The sequence below is a fragment of the Streptomyces sp. NPDC059037 genome (assembly GCF_042740015.1).
Classification (GTDB): Bacteria; Actinomycetota; Actinomycetes; order Streptomycetales; family Streptomycetaceae; genus Streptomyces.
Genome location: NZ_JBHYIG010000055.1, coordinates 1 through 18,103 on the forward strand (window position 1 = coordinate 1; position 18,103 = coordinate 18,103).

General features: G+C 67.0%; 22 protein-coding genes. 6 read left to right on the top strand and 16 right to left on the bottom strand.

The genetic code is table 11. The annotated features are described in order from the left end of the window. Positions 1-55 precede the first annotated feature (55 nt). The 16 genes from rplN to rpsL all read right to left on the bottom strand — a co-directional run bounded on the left by rplN (position 56) and on the right by rpsL (position 10,785). On the bottom strand, positions 56-424 hold the full coding sequence (rplN, locus tag ACFWY6_RS14320; RefSeq protein WP_003974257.1) for a 50S ribosomal protein L14: 369 nt from the start codon (positions 422-424) through the stop codon (positions 56-58). 108 nt (positions 425-532) lie between these two features. Then, positions 533-817 carry a 30S ribosomal protein S17 gene (gene rpsQ / locus ACFWY6_RS14325; RefSeq protein WP_055564830.1) on the bottom strand — a complete coding sequence of 95 codons (285 nt, stop codon included), beginning with the start codon at positions 815-817 and terminating at the stop codon, positions 533-535. Then, on the bottom strand, positions 817-1,041 hold the full coding sequence (gene rpmC, locus ACFWY6_RS14330; RefSeq protein ID WP_010036720.1) for a 50S ribosomal protein L29: 225 nt from the start codon (positions 1,039-1,041) through the stop codon (positions 817-819). Before rpmC ends, rpsQ begins: the two co-directional genes overlap by 1 nt. Then, positions 1,041-1,460 (bottom strand): 50S ribosomal protein L16, encoded by a 420-nt coding sequence (rplP, locus tag ACFWY6_RS14335; RefSeq protein ID WP_135332557.1) that lies wholly within the window; start codon positions 1,458-1,460, stop codon positions 1,041-1,043. The genes rpmC and rplP overlap by 1 nt, the downstream gene beginning before the upstream one ends. Positions 1,461-1,465: 5 nt before the next feature. Then, positions 1,466-2,308 (bottom strand): 30S ribosomal protein S3, encoded by an 843-nt coding sequence (rpsC, locus tag ACFWY6_RS14340; RefSeq protein ID WP_135332556.1) that lies wholly within the window; start codon positions 2,306-2,308, stop codon positions 1,466-1,468. Further along, positions 2,308-2,655, bottom strand: coding sequence for a 50S ribosomal protein L22 (gene rplV / locus ACFWY6_RS14345; RefSeq protein WP_135332555.1), 348 nt, complete (start codon positions 2,653-2,655; stop codon positions 2,308-2,310). Before rplV ends, rpsC begins: the two co-directional genes overlap by 1 nt. A 41-nt stretch (positions 2,656-2,696) precedes the next feature. Then, entirely contained in the window at positions 2,697-2,978 is a 282-nt protein-coding gene (gene rpsS, locus ACFWY6_RS14350) for a 30S ribosomal protein S19 (RefSeq protein ID WP_360768516.1), read from the bottom strand. A gap of 12 nt (positions 2,979-2,990) precedes the next feature. Next, complete coding sequence (gene rplB, locus ACFWY6_RS14355; RefSeq protein ID WP_135332553.1) at positions 2,991-3,827, bottom strand: 50S ribosomal protein L2; 837 nt, start codon at positions 3,825-3,827, stop codon at positions 2,991-2,993. A gap of 38 nt (positions 3,828-3,865) precedes the next feature. Further along, on the bottom strand, positions 3,866-4,285 hold the full coding sequence (rplW, locus tag ACFWY6_RS14360; protein WP_055553493.1) for a 50S ribosomal protein L23: 420 nt from the start codon (positions 4,283-4,285) through the stop codon (positions 3,866-3,868). Beyond that, on the bottom strand, positions 4,285-4,938 hold the full coding sequence (gene rplD / locus ACFWY6_RS14365) for a 50S ribosomal protein L4 (RefSeq protein ID WP_266869978.1): 654 nt from the start codon (positions 4,936-4,938) through the stop codon (positions 4,285-4,287). The genes rplW and rplD overlap by 1 nt, the downstream gene beginning before the upstream one ends. A gap of 8 nt (positions 4,939-4,946) precedes the next feature. After that, positions 4,947-5,591 (bottom strand): 50S ribosomal protein L3, encoded by a 645-nt coding sequence (rplC, locus tag ACFWY6_RS14370; RefSeq protein WP_266869976.1) that lies wholly within the window; start codon positions 5,589-5,591, stop codon positions 4,947-4,949. A 14-nt stretch (positions 5,592-5,605) separates the two neighbouring features. Continuing rightward, complete coding sequence (gene rpsJ / locus ACFWY6_RS14375; RefSeq protein ID WP_003948644.1) at positions 5,606-5,914, bottom strand: 30S ribosomal protein S10; 309 nt, start codon at positions 5,912-5,914, stop codon at positions 5,606-5,608. A gap of 514 nt (positions 5,915-6,428) precedes the next feature. Then, entirely contained in the window at positions 6,429-7,622 is a 1,194-nt protein-coding gene (gene tuf / locus ACFWY6_RS14380; RefSeq protein WP_360768512.1) for an elongation factor Tu, read from the bottom strand. 152 nt (positions 7,623-7,774) lie between these two features. Continuing rightward, positions 7,775-9,901 carry an elongation factor G gene (fusA, locus tag ACFWY6_RS14385; RefSeq protein ID WP_266863167.1) on the bottom strand — a complete coding sequence of 709 codons (2,127 nt, stop codon included), beginning with the start codon at positions 9,899-9,901 and terminating at the stop codon, positions 7,775-7,777. A gap of 39 nt (positions 9,902-9,940) precedes the next feature. Further along, the gene (rpsG, locus tag ACFWY6_RS14390) at positions 9,941-10,411 is read right to left on the bottom strand and encodes a 30S ribosomal protein S7 (RefSeq protein ID WP_003974303.1); all 471 of its coding nucleotides are present in this window, start codon (positions 10,409-10,411) and stop codon (positions 9,941-9,943) included. Between the two features lie 2 nt (positions 10,412-10,413). After that, positions 10,414-10,785, bottom strand: a complete 372-nt coding sequence (gene rpsL / locus ACFWY6_RS14395) for a 30S ribosomal protein S12 (protein WP_003948652.1) — start codon at positions 10,783-10,785, stop codon at positions 10,414-10,416. Positions 10,786-11,196: 411 nt separating this feature from the next. Between rpsL and ACFWY6_RS14400 the strand changes: the two genes are divergently transcribed. The 6 genes from ACFWY6_RS14400 (at position 11,197) to ACFWY6_RS14425 (ending at position 18,092) form a co-directional block, all read left to right on the top strand. After that, positions 11,197-11,910: a Crp/Fnr family transcriptional regulator gene (locus ACFWY6_RS14400; protein ID WP_384689259.1), complete on the top strand. Its 714-nt coding sequence runs from the start codon at positions 11,197-11,199 to the stop codon at positions 11,908-11,910. Positions 11,911-12,049: 139 nt separating this feature from the next. Then, positions 12,050-12,847: a hypothetical protein gene (locus tag ACFWY6_RS14405; RefSeq protein ID WP_384689262.1), complete on the top strand. Its 798-nt coding sequence runs from the start codon at positions 12,050-12,052 to the stop codon at positions 12,845-12,847. Continuing rightward, entirely contained in the window at positions 12,844-15,102 is a 2,259-nt protein-coding gene (locus ACFWY6_RS14410; RefSeq protein WP_384689265.1) for a hypothetical protein, read from the top strand. The genes ACFWY6_RS14405 and ACFWY6_RS14410 overlap by 4 nt, the downstream gene beginning before the upstream one ends. 30 nt (positions 15,103-15,132) lie before the next feature. After that, positions 15,133-16,527 (top strand): hypothetical protein, encoded by a 1,395-nt coding sequence (locus ACFWY6_RS14415; RefSeq protein WP_384689268.1) that lies wholly within the window; start codon positions 15,133-15,135, stop codon positions 16,525-16,527. Continuing rightward, positions 16,524-17,057, top strand: a complete 534-nt coding sequence (locus tag ACFWY6_RS14420; protein WP_384689271.1) for a Pycsar system effector family protein — start codon at positions 16,524-16,526, stop codon at positions 17,055-17,057. The genes ACFWY6_RS14415 and ACFWY6_RS14420 overlap by 4 nt, the downstream gene beginning before the upstream one ends. A 24-nt stretch (positions 17,058-17,081) precedes the next feature. Beyond that, entirely contained in the window at positions 17,082-18,092 is a 1,011-nt protein-coding gene (locus ACFWY6_RS14425) for a M48 family metalloprotease (RefSeq protein WP_384689274.1), read from the top strand. Positions 18,093-18,103 lie beyond the last annotated feature (11 nt).

The window sequence follows — 18,103 nt, forward strand, 5'->3', positions numbered from 1 at the left end:
CCATTGTCATTACATTTAATGACCTGGACCAGGTCGCCCTTCTTGATCTTCATGCTTACAGCACCTCCGGCGCGAGCGAGATGATCTTCATGAACTTCTTCTCGCGCAGCTCACGGCCCACCGGGCCGAAGATACGGGTGCCGCGAGGGTCGCCGTCGTTCTTCAGAATGACGGCGGCGTTCTCGTCGAAGCGGATGTACGAGCCGTCGGGACGGCGGCGCTCCTTGACGGTGCGAACGATGACCGCCTTGACGACGTCACCCTTCTTCACGTTGCCACCGGGGATCGCGTCCTTGACGGTGGCGACGATGACGTCACCGATGCCCGCGTAGCGGCGACCCGAGCCACCGAGAACACGAATGGTGAGAATTTCCTTCGCACCCGTGTTGTCGGCGACGCGAAGTCGCGACTCCTGCTGGATCACGTCTATCTCCTGTTTGTCTGCCGGTTCCCGGCGGGGGCTTCATCCCTTGCGGGACTTGGCCCCCACCGAGCCTGGCGGAACGAACTCTGAGGAAAATCCCTCAGAGAATTACTTGGCCTTCTCGAGGATCTCGACGATGCGCCAGCGCTTGGTCGCCGACAGCGGACGCGTCTCCATCAGGAGGACGCGGTCGCCGACGCCGGCAGCGTTCTGCTCGTCGTGCGCCTTGAGCTTGTTCGTACGGCGGATGACCTTGCCGTACAGCGCGTGCTTGACGCGGTCCTCGACAGCGACGACGACGGTCTTGTCCATCTTGTCGCTGACGACCAGACCCTCACGGGTCTTGCGGAAACCGCGGTCAGTCTTGGTCTCAGTCACGTTGCTCTCGCTCATCAGGCGCTCTCCACCGTCTCGATGCCCAGCTCGCGCTCACGCATCAGGGTGTAGATCCGCGCGATGTCCTTACGGACGGCCTTCAGCCGACCGTGGTTCTCGAGCTGACCGGTCGCCGCCTGGAAACGGAGGTTGAACAGCTCTTCCTTGGCCTCGCGGAGCTTGTTGAGGAGCTCCTCGTTGCCCAGTTCGCGCAGCTCGGACGCCTTGGTACCGGCCGACATCACGACTCACCTGCCTCGCGCCGAACAATCCGGCACTTCATCGGAAGCTTGTGAGCAGCGCGGGTAAGCGCCTCACGCGCAGTCTTCTCATTCGGGTAGGACAGCTCGAACATCACCCGTCCGGGCTTGACGTTCGCGACCCACCACTCGGGGGAACCCTTACCGGAACCCATGCGGGTCTCGGCGGGCTTCTTCGTCAGCGGGCGGTCCGGGTAGATGTTGATCCAGACCTTGCCGCCACGCTTGATGTGGCGGGTCATCGCGATACGAGCCGCCTCGATCTGGCGGTTGGTCACGTACGCCGGAGTGAGGGCCTGAATGCCGTACTCGCCGAACGCAACCTGCGTACCACCCTTGGACATACCGCTGCGCTTGGGGTGGTGCTGCTTGCGGTGCTTGACCCTACGAGGGATCAGCATGTCGGTCAGGCCTCCGTTCCGGTGCTCTCAGCCGGAGCGGCAGCTGCGGCGGGAGCCTCGGCCTTGGGGGCCTCGGCAGCCGGCGCGGACTGCTGCTGCGGCTTGCGGCCGCGGCCGCCACGCTCGCCACCACGGCCACCACGGGCCGGGCGGTCGTTGCCGCCACCACGGGCCGGGCGGTTACCCGCACGGGCCGCGGCGTTCTCGGCGCGGACCTCGGCGATGTTCTTGACGTCGCCCTTGTAGATCCAGACCTTCACGCCGATACGGCCGAAGGTCGTCTTGGCCTCGAAGAAGCCGTAGTCGACGTTCGCACGGAGCGTGTGCAGGGGCACACGGCCCTCGCGGTAGAACTCCGAGCGGGACATCTCGGCGCCGCCGAGACGGCCACCACACTGGATCTTGATGCCCTTGGCGCCGGCCTTCATCGACGACTGCATGCTCTTACGCATGGCACGACGGAAGGAGACGCGGGAGGACAGCTGCTCCGCCACGGCCTGGGCCACGAGCTGAGCGTCGACCTCGGGGTTCTTGACCTCGAGGATGTTCAGCTGGACCTGCTTGCCCGTGAGCTTCTCGAGGTCACCGCGGATGCGGTCGGCCTCGGCGCCACGGCGGCCGATGACGATGCCGGGACGTGCGGTGTGGATGTCCACACGCACGCGGTCACGGGTGCGCTCGATCTCAACCTTCGAGATGCCGGCGCGCTCCATGCCGGACGTCATCATCCGACGGATGGCGACGTCTTCCTTGACGTAGTCCTTGTACAGCTTGTCGGCGTACCACCGGGACTTGAAGTCCGTGGTGATGCCGAGCCGGAACCCGTGCGGGTTTACCTTCTGGCCCATTACCGGGTTCCTTCCTTGCTGCTGACGACCACGGTGATGTGGCTGGTCCGCTTACGGATCCGGTAGGCACGGCCCTGAGCACGCGGACGGAACCGCTTCAGGGTCGGACCCTCGTCCACAAACGCCTCGCTGATGAACAGCGAAGAGGCGTCCGAGTGGTCGTAGTTGTGTGCAGCGTTGGCAATGGCGCTGTCCAGCACCTTGCCAACCGGCACGCTCGCGGCCTGCGGGGCGAAACGCAGGACCGCCTGAGCCTCCGTGGCATCCATGCCACGGATGAGGTCCACCACGCGGCGGGCCTTCATGGGCGTGACGCGGATGTACCGCGCCTGGGCCCTGGCTTCCATGGTTGTCCCTTCGGTGTAAGTCATAGTCGTTCCACCCCGCGCTAGCGGCGCTTCGACTTCCGGTCGTCCTTGACGTGGCCGCGGAAGGTGCGAGTCGGCGAGAACTCGCCGAGCTTGTGGCCGACCATCGCCTCGGTGACGAACACCGGGATGTGGGTCTTGCCGTTGTGCACCGCGATCGTGTGTCCCAGCATGGCCGGGATGATCATCGAGCGACGGGACCAGGTCTTGATGACGTTCTTGGTACCGGCTTCGTTCTGAGCGTCCACCTTCTTTACGAGGTGGCCGTCAACGAAGGGTCCCTTCTTGAGACTGCGCGGCATCTAAACCCGCTCCTAGCGCTTCTTGTTCGACTTGCGGCGGCGGACGATGTACTTGTTGCTCGCCTTGTTGCGATCACGAGTACGACCCTCCTTCTTGCCCCACGGCGAGACCGGGTGACGACCACCGGAGGTCTTGCCTTCACCACCACCGTGCGGGTGGTCAACCGGGTTCATCACGACACCACGCACGGTCGGGCGGACGCCCTTCCAACGCATGCGGCCGGCCTTGCCCCAGTTGATGTTCGACTGCTCGGCGTTGCCGACCTCGCCGATGGTGGCGCGGCAGCGGACGTCGACCAGGCGGATCTCACCAGACGGCATGCGGAGGTGGGCCATGGAGCCCTCCTTCGCGAGCAGCTGCACGGAGGCACCCGCGGAGCGGGCGAACTTCGCGCCGCCGCCGGGCCGCAGCTCGATGGCGTGGATCGTCGTACCGACGGGGATGTTGCGCAGCGCCATGTTGTTGCCGGGCTTGATGTCGGCGCCAGGGCCGTTCTCAACCCGGGCACCCTGTCCCAGACCACGCGGGGCCAGGATGTAGCGCTTCTCGCCATCGGCGTAGTGCAGGAGCGCGATGCGCGCAGTGCGGTTCGGGTCGTACTCGATGTGCGCGACCTTCGCCGGCACGCCGTCCTTGTCGTGACGACGGAAGTCGATCACTCGGTAGGCGCGCTTGTGTCCGCCACCCTGGTGGCGAACGGTGATCCGACCGGCGTTGTTACGGCCGCCCTTGCTGTGCAGCGGGCGAACCAGCGACTTCTCCGGCGTGGACCGCGTTACCTCGACGAAGTCGGCGACGCTGGAGCCACGACGGCCCGGCGTAGTCGGCTTGTACTTGCGGATTCCCATTTCTCAGTCCTCGTCCGATATTCGGACCGGGCGCTCCGTTAGGAGGCCTGGCCGAAGATGTCGATACGGTCGCCCTCAGCGAGGGTCACGATGGCGCGCTTGGTGTCGGCACGCTTGCCGAAACCGGTGCGCGTACGCTTCCGCTTGCCCTGACGGTTGATCGTGTTGACTCCGGTGACCTTGACCGAGAAGACCGCCTCGACGGCCTGCTTGATCTGGGTCTTGTTGGAGCCAGGGGCCACGATGAACGTGTACTTGCCCTCGTCGAGCAGCGCGTACGACTTCTCGGAGACGACCGGCTTGACGAGGACGTCGCGCGGGTCCGAGAAGGACTTGCTCAGCGGGGTGGGCTCAACAGCGATCTTGCCCTCGGTCGCGATGCGCTTCGCCTTGGCGACACGCGCGGCCTTGGCGGCCTTCGCAGCCTTGGACGCGATGCTCTGGTGACGAATAGCCATCAGGCTTCGCTCCCTTCGGTCTCATTGGCCTTGGGGCCAGACACGAAGGACTCGAAGGCGGCCTTGGTGAAGACCACGTCGTCCGAGACGAGCACGTCGTACGTGTTCAGCTGGCCCGGCTCCAGGATGTGCACCTGGGGCAGGTTGCGGGCGGAGAGCAGCGAAGTCTCGTCCGCACGGTCGATGACCAGGAGCACGTTCTTGCGCTCGCTGACCTTGCCGAGCAGCGTCTTCGCGGCCTTGGTGGAGATCTCGCCCTCGACCACGTTGGTGACAACGTGGATGCGAGCGTTGCGGGCCCGGTCGGTGAGGGCGTGGCGCAGGGCCGCGGCCTTCATCTTCTTCGGGGTCCGCTGCGAGTAGTCACGCGGCTGCGGGCCGTGGACGACGCCACCGCCGGCGAACTGCGGCGCACGGGTCGAACCCTGGCGCGCGCGGCCGGTGCCCTTCTGGCGGTAAGGCTTCTTGCCACCACCGCGGACTTCGCCACGGCGCTTGGTCTTGTGCGTGCCCTGACGGGCAGCGGCCAGCTGGGCGACGACGACCTGGTGGATCAGCGGGATGCTGATCTTCTCGACGTCGAAGATCTCCGCGGGGAGCTCGACCGTCCCGGTCTTGTCGCCTGCCGGCGAAAGGATGTCAATGGTGCTCATGGGTTACCTCAGGCCCCCTTGGCCGCGGTACGGACCAGGACGAGGCCGCCGTTCGGACCAGGAATCGCGCCCTTGATGAGCAGCAGACCCTTCTCCGCGTCAACGGCGTGGACGGTCAGGTTCTGGGTGGTGACCCGCTCGTTGCCCATGCGACCCGCCATGCGCTGACCCTTGAAAACACGGCCAGGCGTGGCGCAGCCACCGATGGAACCGGGCTTGCGGTGCACACGGTGGGCACCGTGCGATGCCTTGCCACCGGCGAAGTTGTGACGCTTCATGACACCGGCGAAGCCCTTGCCCTTGCTCTTGCCGGTGACGTCGACCTTGATACCGGCCTCGAACGTCTCGGCAGTCAGCTCCTGGCCGAGGGTGTACTCGCTGGCACCAGCGGTACGGATCTCGACGAGGTGGCGACGGGGGGTCACGTCGGCCTTGGCGAAGTGACCCTTGAGGGGCTTGTTCACCTTGCGCGGGTCGATCTCGCCGAAGGCGATCTGGACCGACTCGTAGCCGTCGCTGTCATTCGTACGGACCTGGGTAACGACGCAGGGCCCGGCCTTGACCACGGTCACCGGGACGATGCGGTTGTTCTCGTCCCAGACCTGGGTCATGCCGAGCTTCTCGCCCAGGATGCCCTTGATCTGCTTGGTCATCTTCTCCGCGCCCTTCAGAGCTTGATCTCGATGTCAACGCCGGCCGGAAGGTCCAGGCGCATCAGCGAGTCAACGGTCTTGGGCGTCGGGTCGAGGATGTCGATCAGGCGCTTGTGCGTGCGCATCTCGAAGTGCTCGCGCGAGTCCTTGTACTTGTGCGGCGACTTGATGACGCAGTACACGTTCTTCTCAGTGGGCAGCGGCACCGGGCCCGCGACCGACGCACCAGTGCGAGTCACCGTCTCGACGATCTTCTTCGCCGAAGAGTCGATGACCTCGTGGTCGTAGGCCTTGAGCCGGATGCGGATCTTCTGTCCCGCCATGGCTACTTGGTAGTCCTTTGTCTCGAACGCTCTGGCTCCCGGAAGGCCCTTTTTTCTACTTCCTCCGACCCACGCGGTCGGGCGTGTCGCAGTCCCGCTCACGGAGATTTCCCGAAGGATTTCCCTGCTAGGGGCTGCGGCCCAGATGACCGCGGGTCCGGGGGAAGAAACCCACCGGGCGCCTGGCTGAGCCTCCGCACTGCACTTCCCAGAAGATTCCCGTACGTCCGCTCCAGCGCTGCCTTACGGCAGATGGGGCGACGAGTACTGTGGGACTCGCTTCCGGTCCTCCCGGCGGGAGGCGCGCAGCATCGGCACTCAACCGAGCAACCTGGACAGTGTGCCACACGTGGGATGCCGAAGGCCAATCGAGCCGAACTGTCAAGCTGCCACGGCCTGAATCGCGTACGCAAAGAGCCCACGCAAAGAGCCCCGCCCACCCGAAGGTGAACGGGGCTCTTCGCTGCGCTCAGTTCAGAGCGACCGGGCCTCCCCGATCTTCAAGCAAGCGAGCTTACTTGTTGATCTTGGTGACCTGGCCGGCGCCGACGGTCCGGCCACCCTCACGGATGGCGAACTTCAGGCCCTCTTCCATCGCGACGGGCTGGATGAGCTCAACGGTCATCTCAGTGTTGTCGCCCGGCATGACCATCTCGGTGCCCTCGGGGAGGGTCACGACGCCGGTCACGTCCGTGGTGCGGAAGTAGAACTGCGGGCGGTAGTTGTTGAAGAAGGGGGTGTGACGGCCACCCTCGTCCTTCGACAGGATGTAGGCCTGGGCCTCGAACTCGGTGTGCGGCGTGACCGAACCGGGCTTGATGATGACCTGGCCGCGCTCGACGTCCTCGCGCTTGATGCCACGGAGGAGCAGACCGACGTTCTCACCGGCCTGGCCCTCGTCGAGCAGCTTGCGGAACATCTCGATGCCGGTGACCGTGGTGGTGGTCTTCTCGGTCTTGATGCCGATGATGTCGACGGTCTCGTTGACCTTGAGGACACCACGCTCGATACGACCGGTGACGACGGTGCCACGACCGGTGATCGTGAAGACGTCCTCGATCGGCATCAGGAACGGCTTGTCGACGTCACGCTCGGGCTCCGGGATGGACTCGTCGACAGCCTTCATCAGGTTGAGGACGGACTCACCCCACTCCTTGTCGCCCTCGAGCGCCTTGAGCGCCGAGACCTTGACGACCGGCAGGTCGTCGCCCGGGAACTCGTACTCGGAGAGGAGCTCACGGACCTCGAGCTCGACGAGCTCCAGGATCTCCTCGTCGTCCACCATGTCGGCCTTGTTCAGGGCGACGACGATGTACGGAACGCCGACCTGGCGGGCCAGGAGCACGTGCTCCTTGGTCTGCGGCATCGGGCCGTCGGTGGCGGCGACCACGAGGATGGCGCCGTCCATCTGCGCGGCACCCGTGATCATGTTCTTGATGTAGTCCGCGTGACCGGGGCAGTCGACGTGGGCGTAGTGACGGGTCTCCGTCTGGTACTCGACGTGCGCGATCGAGATCGTGATACCGCGCTGGCGCTCCTCGGGAGCCTTGTCGATCTGGTCGAAGGCCGAGGCCTCGTTCAGCTCGGGGTACGCGTCGTGCAGCACCTTGGTAATGGCGGCCGTGAGGGTCGTCTTACCGTGGTCAATGTGACCGATGGTGCCGATGTTGACGTGCGGCTTAGTCCGCTCGAACTTCGCCTTCGCCACTGGGTCCTCCTGTGGAGTGGTTCTGTACGCCTTGCTTCATCGGCGCCAGGTGATCTTTGCTGGGATGCCCGGGGCCCGGGACACCCGGCCCGAAGAGGGCCGGAATGCCCCGGAGACTCCGGAGTCAAGCCTAAAGCGTGAACTCGGGTGAGTTACTCGCCCTTGGCCTTCGCGATGATCTCCTCGGCGACGTTCCGCGGAACCTCGGCGTAGGAGTCGAACTGCATTGAGTAGCTTGCGCGACCCGACGTCTTGCTGCGGAGGTCTCCGACGTAGCCGAACATCTCCGAGAGGGGCACGAGGCCCTTCACGACGCGAGCGCCGCTGCGCTCCTCCATGGCCTGGATCTGGCCACGGCGGGAGTTGATGTCACCGATGACATCGCCCATGTAGTCCTCGGGCGTGGTGACCTCGACGGCCATCATCGGCTCGAGCAGCACGGGCTTGGCCTGACGCGCGGCCTCCTTGAAGGCCTGCGAACCGGCGATCTTGAACGCCAGCTCGGAGGAGTCGACCTCGTGGTAGGCGCCGTCGAGAAGCGTGATGCGAACACCAGTCATCTCGTAGCCCGCCAGGATGCCGAACTGCATGGCCTCCTGCGCACCGGCGTCCACCGACGGGATGTACTCCCGCGGGATACGGCCACCGGTGACCTTGTTCACGAACTCGTACGACGCCTCGCCGCCCTCGATGGGCTCGATCGCGATCTGCACCTTGGCGAACTGACCGGTACCACCGGTCTGCTTCTTGTGGGTGTAGTCCACGCGCTCGACGGCCCGACGGATCGTCTCGCGGTACGCGACCTGGGGCTTGCCGACGTTCGCCTCGACGCGGAATTCGCGCTTCATGCGGTCGACGAGCACCTCGAGGTGAAGCTCGCCCATACCACCGATGATGGTCTGGCCGGTCTCCTCGTCCGAGTGGACCTGGAAGGAGGGGTCCTCCTCCGAGAGACGCTGGATGGCTACACCCAGCTTCTCCTGGTCACCCTTGGACTTGGGCTCGATGGCGACCTGGATGACCGGCGCCGGGAAGTCCATGGACTCCAGGATGACCGGCTTCTTGTCGTCACACAGCGTCTCACCGGTGGTGGTCTGCTTCAGGCCCATGACGGCGACGATGTCGCCGGCGCCCACCGAGTCGATCTCCTCACGCTTGTTCGCGTGCATGCGGTAGATCTTGCCGATGCGCTCCTTCTTGCCCTTGACGGAGTTCAGCACCGCGGTGCCGGCCTCCAGGCGACCGGAGTAGATCCGGACGAAGGTGAGCTTGCCGAGGTGCGGGTCGGACGCGATCTTGAACGCGAGAGCCGAAAGCGGCTCCTCGTCCGAAGGCTTGCGCTTGACGACGACCTCGGGGTCCTTGACGTCGTGGCCCTCGATGGCCTCGACGTCCAGGGGCGACGGGAGGTAACGCACGACCGCGTCGAGCAGGGGCTGAACGCCCTTGTTCTTGAACGCGGTGCCGCAGAACACGGGGGTGACGGTGGTGTCGCCGCCCTTGCCGGAGGCGATGGTGATGCGACGGATCGCCGCGTACAGCTGCTCCTCGGTGGGCTCCTGGCCCTCGAGGTACAGCTCCATCATCTGCTCGTCGTTCTCGGCGACAGCCTCGAGCAGCTTGCCGCGGTACTCCTCGGCAGCCTCGGTGTGCGTGTCCGGGATGTCGACGATGTCGTACGCCTCGCCCATCTTGGTCTCTGCGGACCAGACGAAGGCCTTCATCGTGACGAGGTCGACGACACCCTTGAAGTCAGCCTCTGCGCCGATGGGCAGCTGCATGACGATGGGGGTCGCACCGAGGCGGTCGACGATCATGTCGACGCAGCGGTGGAACTCGGCACCCGTACGGTCGAGCTTGTTGACGAAGCAGATACGCGGGACGCCGTAGCGGTCCGCCTGACGCCACACGGTCTCGGACTGGGGCTCAACACCGGCGACGCCGTCGAACACCGTGACAGCACCGTCGAGCACGCGGAGCGAACGCTCCACCTCGACCGTGAAGTCGACGTGCCCGGGGGTGTCAATGATGTTGATGGTGTGGTCGACATCGTTCAGCGGCCAGTGACAGGTGGTGGCAGCAGAGGTGATCGTGATGCCACGCTCCTGCTCCTGCTCCATCCAGTCCATCGTGGCGGCACCGTCGTGAACCTCACCGATCTTGTACGAGACACCGGTGTAGAACAGGATCCGCTCGGTGGTCGTCGTCTTGCCCGCGTCGATGTGGGCCATGATGCCGATGTTGCGCACCTTGGCCAGGTCAAGTGAAGTGGTAGCCATATCGGCTCAGTCTTCTCTCGGTCTCGATGTGGGTAGCGACTACCAGCGGTAGTGCGCGAAGGCCTTGTTGGACTCGGCCATCTTGTGGGTGTCCTCGCGCTTCTTCACAGCGGCACCAAGGCCGTTGGAGGCGTCGAGGAGCTCGTTGAGCAGACGCTCGGTCATGGTCTTCTCGCGACGGGCGCGGGAGTAACCCACCAGCCAGCGCAGGGCCAGCGTGTTGGCGCGACCGGGCTTGACCTCGATCGGCACCTGGTAGGTGGCGCCACCGACGCGGCGGGACTTGACCTCGAGGGTCGGCTTGATGTTCTCGAGCGCGCGCTTGAGCGTGATGACCGGGTCGTTGCCGGTCTTCTCGCGCAGGCCCTCCATGGCGCCGTACACGATGCGCTCGGCGGTGGAGCGCTTGCCGTTCAGCAGCACCTTGTTGATGAGGGAGGTCACCAGAGGAGAACCGTAGACCGGGTCGATGATGACCGGGCGCTTCGGGGCGGGGCCCTTACGAGGCATTCTTACTTCTCCTTCTTGGCGCCGTAGCGGCTGCGGGCCTGCTTGCGGTTCTTGACGCCCTGGGTGTCAAGGGAGCCGCGGATGATCTTGTAACGAACACCCGGCAGGTCCTTCACACGGCCACCACGCACGAGCACGATGGAGTGCTCCTGCAGGTTGTGTCCCTCACCCGGAATGTAGGCCGTGACCTCGATCCCGGAGGTCAGACGCACACGCGCGACCTTACGGAGGGCCGAGTTCGGCTTCTTCGGGGTGGTCGTGAACACACGCGTGCAGACGCCACGGCGCTGAGGCGAACCCTCAAGTGCGGGCGTCTTGTTCTTCTCGACCTTGTCCTGCCGGCCCTTCCGGACCAGCTGCTGGATCGTAGGCACTACTTCTCCGGTTTCTGTGTGCCGAATAGTAAAGCTAACCTGGAACGTCGCCGACCCACGCGGTCGGGTGTGTCGAATGCTGCAGACTCCCGCCGCAAGACGGAAAGGAGCGCAGATTACGGTGGCCGTTCTCGGACTCGCACTGCGGTTGAAGACACGCGCACGAGCCCAGGCACACCCCAGGCACAAGGTCTGAGCGTACCTACCTCATCGGGTTCGGTCAAAACAAATGCAGTCCACCACGACACGCCGGGCTTTTCGCCCCTGATGTGACGGTGGAGCGCCCTCCTCATGCTCCCGAAGCGCCCCCAAGTGTTTCAGCCCGTCCTGGCACTCCACACGTACTCGTTTGATGTCATGCGCACAGTCAGTACCTTGATCTGTCCGTTGAGTGACGATCAAGGAGGGCCTATGGCGGGAGCGCGATTACCAGGCGGAGGCCTGGACGACCAGGTGCCCTTCCTCGCGAGGCTGGAGCGAGAGGACCGCTCCGCGCTGCTGAACCTGGGGCACGAACTGCGCTTCGGGCCGCGCGTCGCGCTCCTGCACGAACGCGAGCCGTCGTCTCACGTCCTATTGATCGTGCAGGGCTGGTCCAAGGTGACCGCTGCCGCACCCAACGGGTACGAGGCCCTGCTCGCCCTGCGGGGTCCCGGCGACATCATCGGTGAGTCCGCCGCGCTGACCGGCCGACCGCGGTCGGCGACCGTGACGGCTCTTGAGGAAGTCCATGCCCTGGCAGTGGAGCGCGAGGCCTTCACCGATTTCCTCGCCCACTCCCCCGCCGTTTCGTTCGCCCTGCTGGGCCTCACGTCCGACCGAACCCGCGCCGCCGACCGGCGGCGCCTCGAGTTCGCCTCGATGAACGTGCGGGAGCGGTTCGCCGTTCTGCTGCTCGACCTGGCCCGCACCCATGGGCGCCGTACCGACGAGGGCATAGAGCTCTCCGTACCCCTGAGCAAGCAGGAACTCGCGGGCTCCGTCGGCGCGTCCCGGGAAATGGTCCAGCGCCTCCTGAAGGAGCTGCGCACACGCGATGTGGTGGTGACCGGGCGCAGGGCGCTGCTGATCGTTCGGCCGGACATCCTGCGCCGGATCGCACACGCCGAGCACCCGGACCTCTGACACCTCTCGGCGTTCCGCGTCGGCAGCGCGGTTCTGTGCACACGGTCACAGTTCGAGTGCGTCATCTGCCCTCACGGCCGGGGTCCCGTCGTCGCCAAGCTGCTTCTGCCTGGCACGACTCCCCACTCGAGAGGTGGCCATGACCGACCCCGTGAGCCGGACGATCCTTCTGCTCGACATCGAGAAGTACAGCGACCGCGACAACGTCGAGCAGGCGTACCTGCGGCGCATGCTCTACAACATCGCCGACCGCGTCCTGGAGAGCTCGGGCATCGACGAGACCCGGCGGCTGCGTGCCGACCGAGGCGACTCGGTGATGGAGCTGATCGACGCAAGTGCGTCGGTGACAGCGCTTCTGCGGGCCCTGCTGACCGAGGCACCCACGGAGCTGCGCGCCGTGAACCGGATGGCTTCGAAGTCCGCGCAGATCAGGTTGCGGGCCGTACTCGCCACCGGATACGTCGCCGTCGACGATCTCGACGGCTGGGTGGGGGCCGACCTCAACCATGCCTGCCGGCTGCTCGACGCCGACGTGCTGCGCCTGGCTCTGCGGGAACGCCCGGACGACTTCGTCCTGTGCGTCTCGCAGAGCGTGCACCACGGGATCGTCCAGCACGACTACCCGGGTGTTCCCAGGGACGAGTTCCACGCCATCACGGTGCGGAGCAAGAACGGGCCACTGCAGGCCTGGCTGCACGGACCCACGCCGAAGGGCATGCAGAGCCCCGACGTGACGAGCAGGCCGGAGGAGGGCGCGGCGTCGACCCCCGCGGCAGGCACCCGGGCCACACCTCCGGGCCCCGTCGATCTCAGCAATGCCTCTTTCGGCGGCAGCTACGTGGCCGGCGACCAGCACGGCGTATCCGGAAACGGCACGGTCTACGGAGACGTGCACCTCGGAGGCGGCGGCGCCGCCAGGCGCGGTGAGCGGGAGTGAGCGCGGGCGAGCCGGGCCCCCGCCAGGGAACAGCCGGCCCACGGCAGCAGGCGGGCGACAAGGACGCCGCCGACAACCCGCAGCAGACAGGCCCCGAGGCCACTGAGGCAGAGGACAAGCAGGAAGAACACGACCAGCCGCAGGACGCGTGGTCCGCCCGCAGGGACCTGGTCGACCACAGCCCCAAGGCGATGGGCGTCGGTGACAACGCGCGCTTCGGCGGCAGCCTGGTCGCGGGTGATCAGCACGGCGTGAGCGGCGGTCTGGTCGCCGGCGACGTCATCATGGGCAGCAAGACGGAGGTCTACCACTTCGGGGTCTCCGGGGTCTCCGGGGTCTCCGGGGTCTCCGGGGTCTCCACCACGAGCCACGGCTCCGGCGAAGTGCCGGCGTCGACACTGGACCGCCTCGCCCCGTACTTCGTGACCGACGAGTCCCGCTTCGAGAGCCTTCTGTCGCGGCTGCGCACGGAGCGGGTCATCGTGCTTTCCGGTCCGCACTTCACCGGGCGCCGAACCGCCGCGCTGATGCTGCTCCGCCGTCTGGGCGTCTCCCCGATCCGCTCCCTCGTCCGCGACACCACACCCGCGCAGCTCGTCCAGCAGCTCAGTGACGGCCAGCACTCGGCCAAGGGGTACGTGCTGTGCGACCTGACCACGCGCCGCGACCAGCCGCTGCGGGAACCGCATCTTCTCGCCGCGCGCGATCAACTCGCCGAGGACGACGCGTACTTGGTCATCACCGTCGGGCCGATGGCCGCCCTGGAGGACATCTCCGCCGTCGAATGGAAGCCGCCGAGCCCCGCCGACGTACTGAAAAGGCACCTGCTGGAGCTCACCGGCGAGGCGACCACCGACCGGCTGCTTGCGCTGCCCGCTGTCTCGACGTTCCTGGAGCGCGAGCACCAGCTGCGCGAAGTGGCGTCCTTCGCGAAGCACCTCAAGCGGTACGCGGACGGCGAGGTCACCGAAGAGGCCGTCGGAACCTTCTCGCTGTTCACCCTGGAAAGCCAGGTCCAGGAGTGGTTCGACGAGAACGAGGAGCTGATTCCGCTACGGGACAAGGCGTTCCTCATCGCTCTGGCCGCCTTCGACGGCGGCCCCTACGCACTCACGGCCGAACTGAGCGATCTGCTCTACGCCTTCCTGCAGGACACCGCGGACTCGGCTCTGCAGCCACAGGTCCCCGTCTTCGGCACCCACATCGGCAAGCGTCTCCAACTCGCCCGCGCCCAGGGGTATCTGGAGGAAGAGAACACGGAGTGGGGGCCGGTCACACAGTCCAAGGCCGCTTTCCTCGACAACCGGGTCTCGCTGGTCCTGCTGCGCGAGGTGTGGACCGGGCACCCCTCGGCGAGGCCCGCGCTCGTCCACTGGCTCCAACGGCTCGCCGGTGACGGAAGGCCCCTGGTGCGCACCCGCGCGGCGTCCACCGTCGCCGTCCTCGCGTACGCGGATCTGCCCTCCACCATGGCTCTGATCATCGAGCCATGGGCGGCGTCCCACCTGTTCCGCCACCGCCTCGTCGCGGTCAACTCACTGACGCTCGCGCACCTCCTGGAGGCGCCCAACATTCCGAGCATCCTCGACTCCTGGTGCGAGAGCGAGGATCCGGCGATGCGCTGGGTGGCCATCCGCGCGTACGGCCTGATCGGCGCGGAGCGGCCGGCACAGACCCTCGCCGCCCTGCGGAGCGCCGTCCGCAAGGAGTACGAACCCCTCCTCGACGAGGACGGCGACGAGGAAGACATCGACGAGGTCATGGTGAAGCAGCTCGCGCAGTCCGTGGAGCTGCTGCTGCTCTCACCGGCCGGCGAGCAGGTCCTCTCCGAACTGCTGCACCGACTCGACCAGGACCGGGCCGTTCACGATCTCGCCCTGCGCGGCTTTCTCAGCGCGTGCGCGCGACGGAAGGAGGACGCGCGCAACGGACGGCCACTGGTCCTCGACTGGTACGCGACATCGGCGGCCGACGGAGGCCGCGCGGCCGGCGGGATCGCACGGCTCTGGCGTTCGGCGCTCGACGATCGCAGACACACGAGGGCCGCGCTGGAGGAGCTGGGTGACTGGGTACGCGCCGCCGACCACGACCCGGCGACGGAGTGGGCGCTTGCCGGCCTGCTCCCGGCCCTGGTCACCACGGCCTCCGAACACCAGCGCCTGAGTCACCTCCTGCGCACCGTGCGCGGCGAGGACGGCGCCGCCCCGCCTGACGTCGCGACCCGCCTGCTGACCGTGCTGCCGAACCGTCGCTGAGCCACGGACCGAACCCCTGAAGGAGACGCCATGCCCGACTTCCGCCGGCCGCCGGACTGGGATCAATCAGCCGACCGGCACACGTCCCTGATCGATCCCGTCATCACCGTTCGGCAGCTCTCGCGGTTCGGATTCGCCCGCAAGTCGCTGACCCGGATCGACCACGCCCTGGTCTTCTCCACCTCCAGGGGCGGGTACGAGGCCTATCTGCCGCCCCTGCGCCCGAGCCGCGGCGAGGTGGCGGCGAAACGCTACACATCGGTGTACGAGGTGGACATGGGCGTCCACCCGCACCAGGCCGAGATCCCCCTGCCCAGCGACAACGACGCCTTCGAGTTCATCGCCGCGGTCGACCTGTCGTGGCAGGTCGTCGCCCCCGCCGACTTCGTCAGGAGCGGCCACCGGAACGTACCGGCCCTGCTTCTCGGCGAACTGCAGCAGGCCGCTCGCCCCCTCACGCGCCGGTTCGCCATCCACGACAGCGCACGCGCCGAGCGACAGCTGCTGCACGCGCTCTCCGGCCAGGCACCGCTCGGCACGGCCGCGGGCCTGCAGGTGCTCTGGACTCTGCGGCTGCGCCGCGACCAGCAGAACATCGACCACCAGCGGCGGCTCCAGTCCATCGACCACAACGCCGCCGAGCAGATACGCACCGAGCAGCAGGGCGTGGCGTACGACATCGAGCTCGACCGGCGGACCCGTCGGCAGGACGCGCTCCAGGCGGGGCGGGCCACGGAGTACGGACGGCTGGACCACGAGCTCGCGCTCCAGCGGCAGGCCTGGCAGCAGGAGCAGGACCAGTTGCGGGCCCGCCACGAGGCGGAGCTCCGGCAGCTCGAGGCCGAGAAGATCGCGTTCTACCAGGGGTATCTGGAGCAGGGGGGTGTGGTGGCCTGGGCCATGCATCTGGCCAGGAACCCACAGGATTCACGGCTCGTCGTCGACAGCATGCGCGAGGACCAACTCCGCCTGATCCTCGCCGAGGTGGAGCTGGCGAGGGAACTCCTCAGCGGCGACAGCGCGGAGGACTACGAGCTGGAAGGGCCCAAGCGACGGGCCCTGGACTTCATGTACGAGATCTTCAGCCAGCACATACCGGGAATCTCCCGGGACCAGTCCCCATCGCAGCCGGCGACGGCGCCCGCGCCGCCGGAGTCACGGCTCACCCGGGCAGACCCGCCTCAAGACACCCCGCAGCCGGCGCACTCGAACGAGGAGCCGGGCACGGAAGCAGCGGCAGACCAGGCCCCCTTACCCGCACCCGCACCCGCACCCGCACCCGCACCCGCACCCGCACCCGCACCCGCAGAGGAGACCGGCACCTTCCCCGGCTGGCAACCGCCCCCGGGCTACGGCAGCTCACCGAGCGCGCCGCCACCACAGCGCGACGGCGACGAGCAAGAGAGCGAAGGCCTCGCCCCGTGACCGGCGCCCGCGCTCACGCGCTCCTGCCGCCCGACGCCGCGCCCGGAGCCAGGACGGCCGAACGCCTCCTCACCGATCTGCGCGCCGAGATCGCCCGCGCGGATGCCAAGGCCGCGGTGCTGGTGGCGGCACTCGGCGTGATGGCGGGCGTCTTCAGCGGTCTGCTCGCCCGACGCGAGTGGACGCCCGCCTCCCTCTCCATGCCCGCCAGTTCGACGTGGTGGGCGGGGGTTCTCGCACTCGCCCTGACGCTGCTCGCGCTCCTCATGGCCGTTGTGCCGCGCTACGGCACGAGCAAATGGACACCGGGCGCCCCCTTGTCGTACTTCGGCGACATCCAACGGGCCGCACGCAGCGGCCAGTTGGCAGAAGCGCTGGCCGACACCGAGCTCGATCCGACGGCCGACGCGATCGCGGCCCTGTCCACGACCAGCCGTATCGCCCAGCGCAAGCACCAGTGGGTGCGCACGGGCCTGTTCGCCTTCACCATCGCCGCGGTGCTGCTCCCCGTATCCCTCCTCATCGGCTGACTGCCCCTCTCCCGGAGGCTGACCATGGCCCGACCACACTCCCCACAACAGCCCGAACCCCCTGACGACGACAGGCCTGCCCCTGACGACCTGGACTACCGGCACCGCGGCGGCCGTCTCCACTTCACCGCCCATCAGCGCGGGCTCGACGCCACGGCCTTCGGCGGGCTCGTCCTGCATCTGCCCGGCACGCTCATGAGCCTGTTGGTCCTGCTCCTGATATCCGGCGGTCTGGATGCCTGGCTGGGCATTCCGTTCTGGATACTGCCGCTGGTCTGGCTGCTGTCCGGGGCCATGGTCTTCCACCGCCCCACGGAAGACTTCTTCGCCCGGTATCTGCTGCGGCTGCAGCGTCCGATGCCCGAGGAGTACGCGCGTCTCGCTCCCGTCTGGCGCGAGGTGACCGCACGCGCGGGCGTCGACGGCCGGGCGTACGAACTCTGGGTCGAGGACAGCGACGACCTCAACGCCTATGCCGCCGGCGGTCACATCGTCGGGGTCACCCGGTACGCACTCGACCGGCTGTCGAGCTCGCAGCTCGCCGCCGTACTCGCCCATGAGCTGGGCCATCACACCGGTGGCCACGTCTGGGTCTCACTGCTCGGCTACTGGTACGCGCTGCCGGGGCGTGCGGCCTGGTACGCGATCCGACTGATCGTCGCCTACGCCCTGGCGTTCGCCGGCTACTTCTCCTGGGTGGCGACAGCAGCGCTGGTGTTCGTGATCTGCATCATCAGCTACACCACCATCACTCGCCTGTACGGGCTGCCGCTGCTGCTGCTCGTCACTCCGTATCTGATCGCCGCCGTCGGTCGGCGGGCCGAGCTCCGCGCGGACCAGCACGCCGCCGCGCTCGGATTCGCCCCCATGCTGGCCCAGGTGCTGCAGGCCATGTACGCGACCGAGACCGAAGCCAAACGGCAGACCATGGCCGCCTCCGGGCACAGGCTCGCCGCGCCCAGGCTGCTGGACCAGCTGCTCTCCACGCACCCCGACTACCCGACCCGCATCCACCGTCTACGCCCGTACCTGTGACGGGCCCGGTC